The organism is Pseudomonas sp. S06B 330, from assembly GCF_002845275.2.
Classification (GTDB): domain Bacteria; phylum Pseudomonadota; class Gammaproteobacteria; order Pseudomonadales; family Pseudomonadaceae; genus Aquipseudomonas.
On sequence record NZ_CP088149.1, the window covers coordinates 566,799 to 580,379 of the forward strand.

Genomic DNA, 13,581 nt, shown 5'->3' on the forward strand with positions numbered 1-13,581 from the left:
CCTAGAAAACGTGACTTTGTTGCCTTCTACGCCGCCAGCGCTGCAGGTGTTGGTCAAGTTGCGCCGGACTGTCCAGTTGCTGGCGTCGGGCCTGGCTGAACAGAATCAGGGCCAGTTCGGCTGTGACCATGGCATCGGCACTGGCGTTGTGCCGTTCGATGGCTTCCAGGCCGAAACATGCTGTCCAGTCGTCCAGCCCAGCCTCGCGCAAGGTGATTTGCGGGTTCAACAGCGGCGCCAGCTCGGCAACATCGAAGAATGGATGCTGCAGGCGATAGCCCAAGTGGTCTTTCAGAGCGCGAGCCAGCATGCGCTGGTCGAAAGGCGCGTGGAAGGCTAACACTGGGCTGTCGCCAATAAAACGCATCAAGTCGAGCAACGCCTCGGCCGGATCGCTGCCAGCGGCGATAGCACTAGGCCCCAGGCCGTGGATCAGTACGCTGGAAGTCAACTTGTGGTCGCGCTGGAACAAGGTGCGTTCGAACTGTTGACTGAAGTCGATGGCGCCGTCTTCGATGACCACCGCGCCAATGGACAGTACCTGGTCGCGCTGGGTGTTCAGGCCGCTGGTTTCAAGGTCCAGCACCACCCAGCGCTGTTTGCGTAGGGTGTCTTCACTGAGCGAGGCTGCTGGAGCCAATTGCGCTGCCTGTTGGCGTATATGGTCTTCGATCTGTCGAGGTCGTAGCCAGGCAAACAGACTCACAGCTGATACCTCAAGGCCAAGCTGCTCTGCAGGCGTTGGGCCTGGCGCAGGGACTCGCGCAGTATGCGTCTATCCAGATGGTTGAGGCTGTCGGGATCGACGCGGTTGGAGTAGGGCTGGTTTTGCCGACTCTGAAGCTGGTGCTGCTGCATGCGGGTCTGCTGGATGAAATGATAAGCCTCCTCATAGGCGGCGCCATCAAGGGGGTCTATCACTTCTCGTGTTACCAGCTCGCGCAGGCGCTCCAGGGTGTTGTTGGTATTGATGCCATTGGCTAGGGCAAGCAGGCGGGCGCCGTCGACAAATGGCGTCAGCCCTTGGACTTTGAGGTCCAGCGTGCCGGCTTTGTCACTGCCTTGCCGGGTTAACACGAACTCACGAAAGCGCCCGACCGGCGGGCGCTGGCGCAAGGCGTTGTCGGCCATCATGCGTTGAAACAGACGGTTGTCGGCTATCTGCTCCAAAATGCTTTGGCGCAACTGTTCGCAGGGGCCCTCATCGCCCCACACCACGCGCAGGTCAAAGTAGATGCTAGAGGCCAGCAAGTTCTCCGGGGTGGCTTCGCGAATGAAGGCCGCGAAGCGCCGCGCCCATTCGGCACGCGACAGGCACAGCTCAGGGTTGCCGGCCATGATGTTGCCTTTGCACAGGGTAAAGCCACATTGCGCCAGGCCCTGGTTGATGTGTTGCGCCAGCGGTAACAGGCGGCCGCGGATTTCGGCGGCGTGAGCAGCATCGCGGGCTTCGAAAATAATGCCGTTGTCCTGGTCCGTATGCAGGGTCTGTTCGCGCCGCCCTTCACTGCCAAAGCACAGCCAGCTGAACGGCACGCCCGGATCGCCTTTTTCCGCAATCGCCAGCTCGATCACCCGGCACACGGTGTGATCGTTGAGGAGCGTGATGATCTGTGTGATCTGCGTTGAAGATGCACCGTGGGCCAGCATGCGCTCGACCAGTTGGCTGATCTCGCCGCGCAGCGACACCAGGCTTTCGACCCGGGTGGCATGGCGAATGGTCCGGGCCAGGTGCACCAAGTCGACCCGTTGCAGGGAGAACAGATCGCGTTCGGAAACCACGCCACACAAGCGCTTGTCCTCGACCAGGCAGACATGGGCGATGTGACGTTCAGTCATGGCAATGGCGGCATCGAACGCACTGGCCTGGGGGCTCAGGTAGAAAGGCTCAACCGTCATATGGCTGGCAATCGGCTGGGCAAAATCGGCGCTGGCATCAGCCACCACCTGGCGCAGGTCGCGCAGGGTGAAAATGCCGATTGGAAAGCGTTGCGCGTCGACGATGACGATGCTGCCGACTTGTTGCTCGTGCATCAGCGCCACGGCTTCGCGCAGCGGTGTTTGCGGTTCGCAGACAACCGGGTGGCGCATGGCCAATTCGCCCAGGCGGGTATTGAGTGAGTACTGCGTGCCGAGGGTTTCCACCGCACGGCGCTGGACCTGCTGATTGACCTGGTCGAGCAGGCTGCTAACGCCGCGCAGGGCAAAGTCGCGAAAGACTTCGGAGAGGGCAAACAGGCGAATGAAGGCAGCCTTGTTCAACTGCAGACAGAAAGTGTCTTCGCCAGCCCGGTGTTCGGTACGCGTAGCTCGTTCACCGAGCAGGGCGGCGAGGGGAAAACACTCGCCACTGGTGATCTCGAAAGTGGTTTCGGTGCCGGGGCGGCTCACGTGTTGGCGCTCGCCGACCACGCGTCCCTGCTTGACGATATAGAAGTGCTCGACGGGCCCGTCACTGGGTTTGATGATGCTGTCATTGGCTGCATAGAAACGCAGTTGGCACTGTTCGACGAGAAACGCCAAGTGGGCGTTCTCCATCTGGTTGAACGGCGGAAAGCGTTGCAGAAACTGCAGGGTCCCTTGGATATTCTGCAGAACCGCAGTCTTTCCGGCCTGGGTGAAGGCGTCCATTTTGCTCATGAGCATTTACCGCATCGTGGTGTCGACCTGTGTACATCGACCTTGTTGTTTTCGACCTTCATGGTCGGTCGCGGGATGCACAGTGCCCATTGGACGTAAGTCTATACACAGCGTCAGGCACTTGAGCCCAGGCGTCATGTGTCAATTAGCCGACGAAAGGCGGGTTGCAAGAGCCGTGAAAGCAGTCTGAACTTGATTCAACGGACATTTTTCAGGTCATAGATGATGAGACAGCCATGCCCGACCATGACGACATACTAAGTGAGGCCGAGCGTGAGGCGTTGGCGTCGGTTTCAGCGCCAGCGACGGTGCCGCAGAAGGTATTGATCGTGGATGACAATCCGCTGGCGCGTGACGCATTGGCCAGTTATCTGAAAGCCAAGGGCATCAAGTGCGTGACGGCGGAAAATGCCGAGCGGGCGCTGCTGTACCTGAAGGGGGACCGGGGCATTGGTCTGTTGATTACTGATTTGCGCATGGAGCCATTCGATGGCCTGGAGCTGATTCGACAGATTCGAGAGTCGGAGAAAGCGGCGTTGCCGATCATCATTGTGTCAGGTGATGCCGATGTGCCAGACGCTATTACGGCGATGCATTTGAGTGTCGTCGACTTTTTGCTCAAGCCGATCGATCTGGAGAAATTGATGGCGCTGGTGCGCAGGGAATTGGGAATATCGTTGACCTGAGGGCCTCATCGCCGACAAGGCCAACTCCCACAGGACTGATGTATACCGTCCCTGTGGGAACTGGCCTTGCCAGCGATGGGCTGCAATGCAGCCCTCGGGCGTTACAGGCCGTTCTTGGCCTTGAACTCACGACGACGACGATGCAGCACCGGCTCGGTGTAGCCGTTTGGCTGCTTGGTGCCTTCTACCACCAGTTCGACCGCCGCCTGGAAGGCGATGTTGGTGTCGAAGTCTGGTGCCAGCGGGCGGTACAGCGGGTCGTTGGCGTTCTGCTTGTCCACCACCGGTGCCATGCGCTTGAGGCTTTCCAGTACCTGAGCCTCGCTGACGATACCGTGACGCAGCCAGTTAGCCAGCAGCTGGGCGGAGATCCGCAGGGTGGCACGGTCTTCCATCAGGCCGACATCGTTGATGTCCGGCACCTTCGAACAACCGACGCCCTGGTCGATCCAGCGCACAACGTAGCCGAGGATGCCCTGGGCGTTGTTATCCAGTTCGTTGCGTTTCTCTTCTTCCGACCAGTTGGTGTCGGTGGCCAGCGGGATGGTCAGGATGTCGTCCACCGAAGCCGGTGCACGCTTGGCCAGTTCGGCCTGCCGGGCAAATACGTCGACCTTGTGGTAATGCAGCGCATGCAGCGCGGCGGCCGTTGGCGACGGTACCCAAGCGGTGTTGGCGCCAGCCAGCGGGTGAGCGATCTTCTGCTCGAGCATGTCGGCCATCAGGTCCGGCATGGCCCACATGCCTTTACCGATCTGGGCACGGCCTTGCAGACCGGTGGCCAGGCCGATATCGACGTTGGAGTTCTCATAAGCGCCGATCCACTTCTGGGTTTTCATCGCGCCCTTGCGTACTACGGCGCCGGCTTCCATGGAGGTGTGGATTTCATCACCGGTACGGTCGAGGAAGCCGGTGTTGATGAACACCACGCGCTCACTGGCGGCTTTGATACAGGCCTTGAGGTTGACCGTGGTACGGCGCTCCTCGTCCATGATGCCGACTTTCAAGGTGTTGCGCTTGAGGCCCAGCACATCTTCGATGCGGCCGAACAGCTCGTTGGTGAACGCCGCTTCTTCAGGGCCGTGCATCTTCGGCTTAACGATATACACCGAGCCGGTACGGCTGTTCTTGCGGCTGGTGTTGCCGTTGAGGTTATGGATCGCGGCAAGGTTGGTGATCAGGCCGTCGAGGATGCCCTCAGGAACTTCGTTGCCGTCTTTGTCGAGGATCGCGTCGATGGTCATCAGGTGACCAACGTTGCGCACGAACAGCAGCGAGCGACCGTGCAGAGTGACAGTGCCACCGTTCGGTGCGCTGTATTCGCGGTCCGGGTTCATGGTCCGGGTGAACGTCTGGTCGCCTTTGCTGACGCTTTCAGACAGGTCGCCCTTCATCAGGCCGAGCCAGTTGCGATAGATCACCACCTTGTCATCAGCATCAACGGCGGCGACCGAGTCTTCGCAGTCCATGATGGTGGTCAGGGCGGCTTCCATCAGCACGTCCTTGATCCCGGCGGGGTCGGTCTGACCGACTGGGGTGCTGGCATCGACCTGGATTTCGAAATGCAGGCCGTTATGCTTGAGCAGAATCGCAGTCGGTGCCGAGGCGTCGCCGCGGTAGCCGATCAGTTGTGTGTCATCACGCAGGCCGCTGTTGCTGCCACCCTTGAGGGCAACCACGAGCTTGCCGGCTTCGATGTGATAAGCGGTGGAGTCAACATGAGAGCCGGCAGCCAGAGGCGCGGACTCGTCGAGGAAGGCACGGGCGAAGGCAATCACCTTGTCGCCACGAACCTTGTTGTAGCCTTTGCCTTTTTCCGCGCCACCGGCTTCGCTGATCGCGTCGGTGCCGTACAGGGCATCGTACAGCGAACCCCAGCGGGCGTTGGAGGCGTTCAGGGCAAAGCGCGCATTCATTACTGGTACAACCAGTTGCGGGCCGGCCATGCGGGCAATTTCGTCGTCGACGTTCTGGGTCGAGGCCTGGAAGTCTGCAGCTTCTGGCAGCAGGTAACCGATGTCCTGAAGGAAGGCTTTGTAAGCCACGGCATCGTGAGCCTGGCCTTGGCGCGCCTGATGCCAGGCATCGATCTGCGCCTGCAGTGCGTCACGTTTGGCCAGCAGTGCTTTGTTCTTTGGAGCGAGGTCGTTGATGATCTTTTCTGCCCCCACCCAGAACTGTTCGGCGTTGACGCCAGTTCCGGGAATGGCTTCGTTGTTCACGAAGTCGAACAGGACTTTGGCGACCTGAAGGCCACCGACTTGAACGTGTTCAGTCATTGCTTGCCTCACTCTGCTCAGCTATTCAGCTCTTCTATTTAAGCCTTGCGCGCTTCTCTAAACACGGCACCAGAACATGCCCTATGGGCGGCTGGGTGCTGCCAGCCTGACAGGCTGGCGGGCATTGGCGTATTTTCACAGGCGCCTTGGCAGACATCGATTCGACGTTTTGTAGTCCGCGCTGCGGCATACTACATGATGCGCTGCGGTTGTGAAAATTAGACTAAATACGTCGTTCTGCGACCAATTGGTCGCAGAGGGTCACGCTGGGAGACAGTATGTTCTCAAAAAAGTGGCAGATTGTTCCAGATAAATCTTGAAACAGTACACGATTGGTCATCAAAGCCTGCTGCGGCAGGTTGCCGCGCCTTGCCTATACTTTCTCCGCGCCCTTGTTTTTTGGGCGTCCGAAGGCAATCAGCAGAGGAATGGCGTGTGGACCATCTCGTATTGACAGTAATCGCCCCAGACAAGGCAGGCCAGGTCGAGCGCATTGCCGAGTGCATTGCCGAGCACAACGGTAACTGGTTGGAGAGTCGTATGTCGCGTATGGCCGGGCAATTTGCCGGGATCCTGCGCGTAGCGGTACCGGCTGAATCCTATGATGAGCTAGTTGAGGCGCTGCGCGCCTTGCATGAGCACGACATTCGGGTGCAGATTGCTGAAAGCGGCATCGAACCGTCGTGCACCTGGAAGCCGATCGCCATGGACCTGGTGGGCAACGACCGCCCAGGCATCGTGCGGGACATCACCAGGCTGCTGGCCGAGCAGGGGGTCAATCTTGAGCGCTTTACCACTGACGTGCGCCCTGCGCCGATGAGCAGCGAGCCGTTGTTTCATGCCGAAGCCTTATTGGCGATGCCGCTGACGCTTTCCCTGGATGTACTTCAAGCCAAGCTTGAGGCGCTGGCGGACGATCTTATGGTAGAACTCAAGTTGCGCCCGGAAGAATAGTTATCCCGGTTTGCCGGGGACCGGCCTGTGGATAAGCTGGGGGAAGCGTGCGCCAGCCCATACAGGCCGTGGCTTTGCGGGAATTGAGCAAAAAACCACCAATAATCAGTGGCTTGTGCACAAAGCGCGGGGATGAGGGTGTGGATAACCTTGGGAGAGGTTGCTGCAGGCCACGAATTACGTGGCCTGCATGGTTTTGTATGTTTTTTGATCAACTGCGGCGACGCAGGCTCAACCAAGCATCGACGCTGTAGAGGGCAAGACCGGCCCAGATAAACATGAAGGCAACCAGCGTGCTGCTCGACAGGTGCTCACCAAACAGCAGCACTGCCTGCAGCAGTACCAACGTCGGTGCCAGGTACTGCAGGAAGCCCAGGGTGGTATAGGGCAGGTGGCGAGCGGCGGCGTTGAAGCACACCAGTGGTATCAGGGTGACCGGGCCTGCTGCAATCAGCCAGAGCGCTTCGCTGCTGGTATAGAAGCTGGGATCGGCGCTGGCCGCCAGAGGGTTTAGCAGGAGCCAGCCGATGGCCAGTGGCACCAGCATCCAGGTTTCCACTACCAGCCCCGGCAAGGCTGCGACCGGGGCCTGTTTGCGGATCAGGCCATAGAAGCCAAAGCTCAAGGCCAGCACCAGCGAAACCCACGGCAGGCTACCCACCTGCCAGACCTGCTGGGCTACACCCACTGCGGCCAGGCCCACCGCAACCCACTGAAGGCGGCGCAGGCGTTCCCCCAGCAGCATCATGCCCAGCAGCACATTGATCAGCGGGTTGATGTAGTAGCCAAGACTCGCTTCGAGCATGCGCCCGTTGTTTACCGACCAGACATAGGTCAGCCAGTTACCGGCAATCAACGACCCGCTGAGGGCCAGGATCGCCAGGCGTTTAGGGTTTTCACGCAGTTCTCGCCACCAACCCGGGTGCTTCCAGACCAGTAACAGCAACGAGCCGAACAATGCCGACCAGAGCACACGGTGGACAATGATCTCCACCGAGGGAACGCTTTGCAGCGCTTTGAAGTAGAGCGGGAATAAACCCCAGATAATGTAGGCGGTGAGGCCCAGAATGTACCCGCGGCGCGGGTTGGCAGCGTGCATGCAGATTCCTTGCTTAGGCAGCTATCTAAAAGCATCGCCATTGTAGACAGACTTGTACGCGCTTCAGAACAATTTCAGCGGTTCTTCATCCAGTGCTGCCATCTGCTCGCGTAGGGCGAGAATTTGGTCGCCCCAGTAACGCTCCTGGCCAAACCAGGGGAAGCTGCGCGGAAATGCCGGGTCGTCCCAGCGGCGTGCCAGCCAGGCGCTGTAATGCAGCAGGCGCAGGGCGCGCAACGGTTCGATCAGGGCCAGTTCGCGCGGGTCGAAATCGTGGAACTCGTTGTAGCCATCCATTAGTTCGGCCAGTTGGCCCAGGCGTTCATGACGGTCGCCGGCGAGCATCATCCAAAGATCCTGAACGGCGGGCCCCATGCGGCAATCATCGAGATCGACGATGTGGAAGACCTCGTCACGGCACATCATGTTGCCCGGGTGGCAGTCACCGTGCAGGCGGATGGTTTTGTGCGGGGTGTTGGCATAGATGGCTTCGACGCGCTTGAGCAGATCGCGGGCGACTGATTCGAAGGCTGGCAGCAGGCTTTTGGGTACGAAGTTGCCTTCGAGCAGGGTGGTCAGCGACGCATGGCCGAAGTTATCCACTGCCAAGGCTTCACGGTGCTCGAACGGACGGGTAGCGCCAACCGCATGCAGGCGCCCGAGCAACTGGCCGAGACGGTAGAGTTGGTCGAGGTTGCCAGGCTCGGGGGCACGACCGCCGCGACGGGGGAACAGGGTGAAGCGAAAGCCGCTGTGTTCGAACAATGTCTTGCCGTTGTGAATAAGTGGCGCCACTACAGGGACTTCACATTCGGCCAGCTCGGCGGTGAAGGCATGCTCTTCGAGGATCGCTGCATCGGTCCAGCGGTCTGGGCGATAGAACTTGGCAATCAGCGGTTCAGCGTCTTCGATGCCCACCTGATAAACGCGGTTCTCGTAGCTGTTGAGTGCCAGCACGCGGGCATCGCTTAGAAAGCCGATACTTTCCACAGCGTCGAGGACCAGGTCGGGAGTGAGGGTTTCGAAGGGGTGGGACATGTCGACTCCTGCTGTGCGGCAGGTGGCCGCATCATGCAGGCATGGTACCCCACCTGAGGGGTACCTGCAGATTGATGCAGCCTTTGTGGGAGCTGGCCTTGCCAGCGATGCAGGCACTGCACAGCAACTGACACTGCGTCGATTTTCATCGCCAGCAAGGCTGGGTCTCCAAAAGTCAGGGCAACGCCAGGTCTTGTTGGAAATATCAGGCGCCGATGATCCCACCATCCTCGCGGGTGATTGCCATTACCGATGAGCGCGGTTTGCCATTGGGCAAATGCTCAGGGAAGGTCGACCCGCCCGTTTCACCCGGGTGCTGAATCCCCACGAACAAGGTGCGTTGGTCTGGCGCAAAAGCGATACCGGTTACCTCACAAGCCACCGGCCCGACCATGAAGCGCCGAATCTCGCCGCTGAGCGGATCGGCACAGAGCATCTGGTTATTGCCCATACCGGCAAAATCACCGCTATTGCTGTAATCGCCATCGGTGAGGATCCACAACCGGCCATCCGGGTCGAAGCCCAGTCCGTCGGGACTGTTGAACATGTTCTGCGGGGTAATATTGCTTGAGCCACCCTTGGCATCATTCGGGTGCACCGAAGGATTGCCGGCAACCACGAACAGGTCCCAGTCGAAGCTCATGGCACCGTGGTCATCCTCTGTTTCACGCCAGCGCAGGATCTGCCCGTAGAGGTTTTTCTCGCGCGGGTTCGGGCCGCCTGCTGGCTGGCCTTCTTCACCACGTTTGACGTTGTTGGTCAGGGTGCAATAGACCTGGCCATCCTTGGGGCTGACTACGATCCATTCCGGGCGGTCCATGCGCGTTGCCTTCAATTGGCTGGCAGCCAGGCGTGCATGGATCAATACCTGGGCCTGGCTGGCGAAGCCGTTGGCGGCGATCAGGCCGTGCTTGCCATGGGTCAGCTCCAGCCATTGGCCTTTGCCACGCGGTTGATCAGCACTCTGGTTGCCATCGTCGAAACGCGCGACATACAGGGTGCCGTGATCGAGCAGGCTGCGGTTGGCGCTAGGCGTCTTATGGTCGACGCGGTCTCGGCTGATGAACTTGTAGATAAATTCGCCGCGCTCATCGTCGCCCATGTACACCACCGCGCGGCCATCACGGGTTTCTGCCAAGGCGGCATTTTCGTGCTTGAAACGACCGAGGGCAGTGCGCTTGACCGGCGTCGAATCGGGATCGAACGGGTCAATTTCGACCACCCAGCCGTGTCGGTTCAATTCATTGGGATTCTTTGCCAGGTCGAAGCGCGGGTCGTGCGGGTGCCAGCCGATTTCCTTGCTGGCGACTGAAGCCCCATAGCGCTTCTGGCCGGCGTCGAATACCTGGGCCGGATCGCTGCTGCCGAAGCAGTCGGTGAAGTTTTCTTCGCAGGTCAGGTAAGTGCCCCAAGGCGTCTTGCCGTTGGCGCAGTTCTGGAACGTGCCCAGTACCTTGCGGCCACTATTGTCGGCCGCAGTCTTGAGCCAGGCATCGCCTGCTGCCGGGCCGCTGACGCGGATCGGCGAATTACCGTGGACGCGGCGGTTGTAGGGTGAGCCCTGGACAAACTGCCACCGCCCGTTGCTGCGCTTGACCTCAATCACCGATACGCCTTCGGCAGCCTGTGCCTTGTGCACTTCTTCAGCGGAGCGTGGTTGCCCGCCATGGGCAAATAGGTAGCGATAGTTGGTGTATTCGTTGTTGATCGCCATCAGCGCCCGATTGTCATCATCGGGGAAGGGGAATAGGCTCATGCCATCGTTGTTGTCGCCGAACTGCAGTTCCTGCGCCTTGGCCGTGCCTTGACCGGAAGGGTCAAAAGAAGGACCGCCGGAATGCAGTGGCTGGCCCCAACTGATTAGCACCGAAGATTGGTAACCGGGCGGCAGGCTGATGCTGTCAGCGGTGGCGCTGGGGATACTGGCGAAGCCGAGCAGGCTGCTGTTGGCCGCACTGATACTGGCGGCCATAACGCTGCGGCTGAGCAGGTTGCCGCCTAAAAACAATGCGGCGCCGCACAGGGCGCCTGCCCCGACGAATCGACGGCGGCTCAGGTTGACCAGTTGCTCTAGGTCGGTGGACTGGTGTTCTTCTAGTAGGTGCATGACAGGCTTCCTGCGGGTTTGGCAGTCACCTTAGTCAGGGCTTATGACGGTTTTGTGTCCGTTTTTATAAGGGTGTTCCGATAAGCACGTAGGACGGCTGAAACTGAACCCGTAAGTCGCTACCGGGTTTCACCGCATGGGCCTTGAGCCAGGCGGGTTCAGCGAAGGTGCATAGGGTTTGTCCATTGCTCAAGGTCAGGCGAACTTCCGTGGGGGCCTGCGCTGCGTCGAGTAGTGCTTCGACTCTGGCCTGCAGGCAGTTATAGCCTTCCAGAGCGAGCGCTTGTGGCGCAAGCAGAGATAACCAGCCTGCCTTGATCAACGCCACCACCTCGGTACCTGGGATCAACTCCAGGCGTTGAGTGCTGTCACGGGTGATCAGGGCATCGATGCTCAACTCCCCGGCCAGGGCCAAGCTGATCCGATCGTAATGTCCTTCGGCCTGAATCGTACTCACGCGCCCGTGCAACTGGTTACGGGCACTGGTGCGCAACATCAGGCGACCGAGCAGGTCGAGGTCACTGGCATCTTCGGCAGCCTCCAGAATCTGTGCCTGCAGGGCCTGCAGGCGCTGGTACAGTCGCAGGACCCGTTGGCCTTCCTGAGATAGCTTGGCACCACCGCCGCCGCGACCACCGACACTGCGCTCAACCAGCGGGCTGGACGCCAGGTTGTTGAGTTCATCAATGGCATCCCAGGCAGCTTTGTAACTCATTCCGGCGCTTTTAGCCGCACGGGTGATCGACCCTTGTTCGGCAATGTGCTGTAACAAGGCAATGCGCTGAGGGCGGCGAACGATGTGTTGGGTGAGCGGGGCGGGCAGGGACATGTGCGGGCACGAGCATCAGGCAAGTATCAGCCACGAAAGTGCCCGCAGCCACGCGGCAAGTCAAGCGCTGCCTGGCTTGGCAGTGCGTGCCAGGCAATAGACATCGACCCGCCGAGCACCGGCCTTGAGCAGCAGACTGGCAAGCGCCTGGGCGGTGGCGCCGGTTGTCAGTACATCGTCGACAAGAGCCAGGTGCCGCCCTTCGAGCAACTCGATGTGTTCTACGGCAAAAGCCTGACGCAGATTACGCTTGCGCTCGCTGGCCTTGAGACCTTGCTGCGCAGGTGTATCGATCAGGCGTTTGAGTATCCGCTCGTTACTGCTGATACCGATTTGCCCCGAAAGCCACTGCGCGAGCATGGCAGCCTGGTTGTAACCTCGCTGGCGCAAGCGCCGACGGCTGAGTGGAACTGGCAGCAGCAGGGTGGGGTGGGGTAAGCCTTCGCTGAAACGATGCGTCAACCATCGGCCGAGCAACGTTGCCAGCAAGCGCCCCAATGGCCATTGACTGTGGTACTTGAAACGGCTGATCAGCGCATCCAGCGGAAAGCCGTAGTGCCAAGGCGCTTCAACCCGATAAAAGGCTGGTGCGCGGCGGCTGCATTGACCGCAGGTCAGGCCGTGCATGGGCAACGGCAGGGCGCAGACCTGGCAGCCATCTTCCAGCCACGGTAGTTCGGTCTCGCACGCCACGCACAACGGGTAATGCTGATCGGTGGCTTCATTGCATAACAGACACTCATGGTTACTATTTGACCAGTTGTAAACCAGTGCTTTGCATGGTGGTTGACAGCGCATTGGGCTTCCTTAACTATGCGAGCTATCCGTGATGCGCTGGCGGGCATTCCTGTCCCGGCGCCAGACCAAGCCTAAAACAAGGAACCGCCGATGAGCGCCAGCACAACTGCAACAACACGTCACGACTGGACCCTGGCCGAGGTCAAGGCACTGTTCCAGCAGCCGTTCAATGACTTGCTGTTCCAGGCGCAGACCGTGCACCGTGCGCATTTCGACGCCAACCGCGTGCAGGTTTCGACCCTGCTGTCGATCAAGACCGGCGCTTGCCCAGAAGATTGCAAATATTGTCCACAGTCCGGCCACTACAACACCGGGCTGGAAAAGCAGAAGTTGATGGAAGTACAGAAGGTCCTCGAAGAGGCAGCGCGGGCCAAAGCCATTGGCTCCACTCGTTTCTGCATGGGCGCGGCGTGGAAACACCCGTCCGCCAAGGACATGCCCTACGTCCTGCAGATGGTCAAAGGGGTCAAGGCCATGGGCCTGGAAACCTGTATGACTCTGGGCAAGCTCGACCAAGAGCAGACGCAGGCGTTGGCCGAGGCCGGGCTGGACTACTACAACCACAACCTCGATACCTCGCCGGAGTTCTACGGCAGCATCATCACCACCCGTACGTACGGCGAGCGCCTGCAGACTCTGTCGTACGTACGTGACGCCGGGATGAAGATCTGCTCGGGCGGCATCCTGGGCATGGGCGAGTCGCTGGACGACCGCGCCGGTCTGCTGATCCAGTTGGCCAACCTGCCGGAGCACCCGGAATCGGTTCCGATTAACATGCTGGTAAAAGTCGCCGGTACGCCGCTGGAAAACGCCGAGGAGGTCGACCCGTTCGACTTTATCCGCATGCTCGCGGTGGCGCGGATTCTGATGCCAAAATCCCATGTCCGGTTGTCGGCCGGCCGTGAAGCGATGAACGAGCAAATGCAGGCACTGGCCTTCTTTGCTGGCGCCAACTCGATTTTCTACGGCGAGAAGCTGCTGACTACCGCCAACCCACAGGCTGATAAGGACATGCAGTTGTTCGCCCGCTTGGGCATTCAGCCTGAAGCCCGTGAAGAGCATGCTGACGAAGTCCACCAGGCAGCCATTGAGCAGGCCCTGATCGAACAGAAGAGCAGCGAGCTGTTCTACAACGCCGCCTCGGCCTGAGG

At 59.9% G+C, this 13,581-nt stretch carries 11 protein-coding genes; 3 read left to right on the forward strand and 8 right to left on the reverse strand.

Going from position 1 to position 13,581, the window contains the following annotated elements:
- Position 1 precedes the first annotated feature (1 nt).
- Together CX511_RS02645 and CX511_RS02650 are read right to left on the reverse strand one after the other, a co-directional pair.
- Positions 2-706 (reverse strand): 3'-5' exonuclease, encoded by a 705-nt coding sequence (locus CX511_RS02645; protein ID WP_045180632.1) that lies wholly within the window; start codon positions 704-706, stop codon positions 2-4.
- Positions 703-2,640, reverse strand: a complete 1,938-nt coding sequence (locus tag CX511_RS02650) for a DUF294 nucleotidyltransferase-like domain-containing protein (RefSeq protein ID WP_045181250.1) — start codon at positions 2,638-2,640, stop codon at positions 703-705. The genes CX511_RS02645 and CX511_RS02650 overlap by 4 nt, the downstream gene beginning before the upstream one ends.
- A gap of 236 nt (positions 2,641-2,876) precedes the next feature.
- Here CX511_RS02650 and CX511_RS02655 point away from each other — a divergent pair, with 236 nt between their 5' ends.
- Positions 2,877-3,326, forward strand: a complete 450-nt coding sequence (locus CX511_RS02655; protein WP_045180629.1) for a response regulator — start codon at positions 2,877-2,879, stop codon at positions 3,324-3,326.
- 101 nt (positions 3,327-3,427) lie between these two features.
- Here CX511_RS02655 and CX511_RS02660 read toward each other — a convergent pair whose 3' ends face one another.
- Entirely contained in the window at positions 3,428-5,605 is a 2,178-nt protein-coding gene (locus CX511_RS02660; protein WP_045180626.1) for a malate synthase G, read from the reverse strand.
- A gap of 435 nt (positions 5,606-6,040) precedes the next feature.
- On the opposite strand from CX511_RS02660, the gene CX511_RS02665 reads away from it, so the two are divergent.
- The gene (locus tag CX511_RS02665) at positions 6,041-6,559 is read left to right on the forward strand and encodes a glycine cleavage system transcriptional repressor (RefSeq protein ID WP_045180622.1); all 519 of its coding nucleotides are present in this window, start codon (positions 6,041-6,043) and stop codon (positions 6,557-6,559) included.
- A 211-nt stretch (positions 6,560-6,770) separates the two neighbouring features.
- Here CX511_RS02665 and rarD read toward each other — a convergent pair whose 3' ends face one another.
- From rarD to CX511_RS02690, 5 genes are all read right to left on the reverse strand, one after another.
- A complete protein-coding gene (gene rarD / locus CX511_RS02670) occupies positions 6,771-7,658 on the reverse strand; it encodes an EamA family transporter RarD (RefSeq protein WP_045180620.1) in 888 nt (295 codons plus the stop codon).
- A gap of 63 nt (positions 7,659-7,721) precedes the next feature.
- Positions 7,722-8,696: a serine/threonine protein kinase gene (locus CX511_RS02675; protein WP_045180616.1), complete on the reverse strand. Its 975-nt coding sequence runs from the start codon at positions 8,694-8,696 to the stop codon at positions 7,722-7,724.
- Between the two features lie 205 nt (positions 8,697-8,901).
- Positions 8,902-10,803 (reverse strand): PhoX family protein, encoded by a 1,902-nt coding sequence (locus CX511_RS02680; protein WP_045180612.1) that lies wholly within the window; start codon positions 10,801-10,803, stop codon positions 8,902-8,904.
- Positions 10,804-10,867: 64 nt separating this feature from the next.
- Positions 10,868-11,632, reverse strand: a complete 765-nt coding sequence (locus tag CX511_RS02685) for a TOBE domain-containing protein (RefSeq protein WP_045180609.1) — start codon at positions 11,630-11,632, stop codon at positions 10,868-10,870.
- Positions 11,633-11,692: 60 nt separating this feature from the next.
- The gene (locus CX511_RS02690; RefSeq protein WP_045180606.1) at positions 11,693-12,430 is read right to left on the reverse strand and encodes a ComF family protein; all 738 of its coding nucleotides are present in this window, start codon (positions 12,428-12,430) and stop codon (positions 11,693-11,695) included.
- Between the two features lie 90 nt (positions 12,431-12,520).
- On the opposite strand from CX511_RS02690, the gene bioB reads away from it, so the two are divergent.
- Positions 12,521-13,579: a biotin synthase BioB gene (gene bioB, locus CX511_RS02695; RefSeq protein ID WP_045180603.1), complete on the forward strand. Its 1,059-nt coding sequence runs from the start codon at positions 12,521-12,523 to the stop codon at positions 13,577-13,579.
- Positions 13,580-13,581 lie beyond the last annotated feature (2 nt).

Coding starts and splice junctions, on each gene's coding strand:
- rarD (WP_045180620.1), bottom strand. CDS start 7,658: ATGCACGCTGCCAACCCGCGCCGCGGGTACATTCTGGGCCTCACCGCC.
- CX511_RS02675 (WP_045180616.1), bottom strand. CDS start 8,696: ATGTCCCACCCCTTCGAAACCCTCACTCCCGACCTGGTCCTCGACGCT.
- CX511_RS02690 (WP_045180606.1), bottom strand. CDS start 12,430: ATGCGCTGTCAACCACCATGCAAAGCACTGGTTTACAACTGGTCAAAT.
- CX511_RS02685 (WP_045180609.1), bottom strand. CDS start 11,632: ATGTCCCTGCCCGCCCCGCTCACCCAACACATCGTTCGCCGCCCTCAG.
- CX511_RS02650 (WP_045181250.1), bottom strand. CDS start 2,640: ATGAGCAAAATGGACGCCTTCACCCAGGCCGGAAAGACTGCGGTTCTG.
- CX511_RS02680 (WP_045180612.1), bottom strand. CDS start 10,803: ATGCACCTACTAGAAGAACACCAGTCCACCGACCTAGAGCAACTGGTC.
- CX511_RS02655 (WP_045180629.1), top strand. CDS start 2,877: ATGCCCGACCATGACGACATACTAAGTGAGGCCGAGCGTGAGGCGTTG.
- bioB (WP_045180603.1), top strand. CDS start 12,521: ATGAGCGCCAGCACAACTGCAACAACACGTCACGACTGGACCCTGGCC.
- CX511_RS02660 (WP_045180626.1), bottom strand. CDS start 5,605: ATGACTGAACACGTTCAAGTCGGTGGCCTTCAGGTCGCCAAAGTCCTG.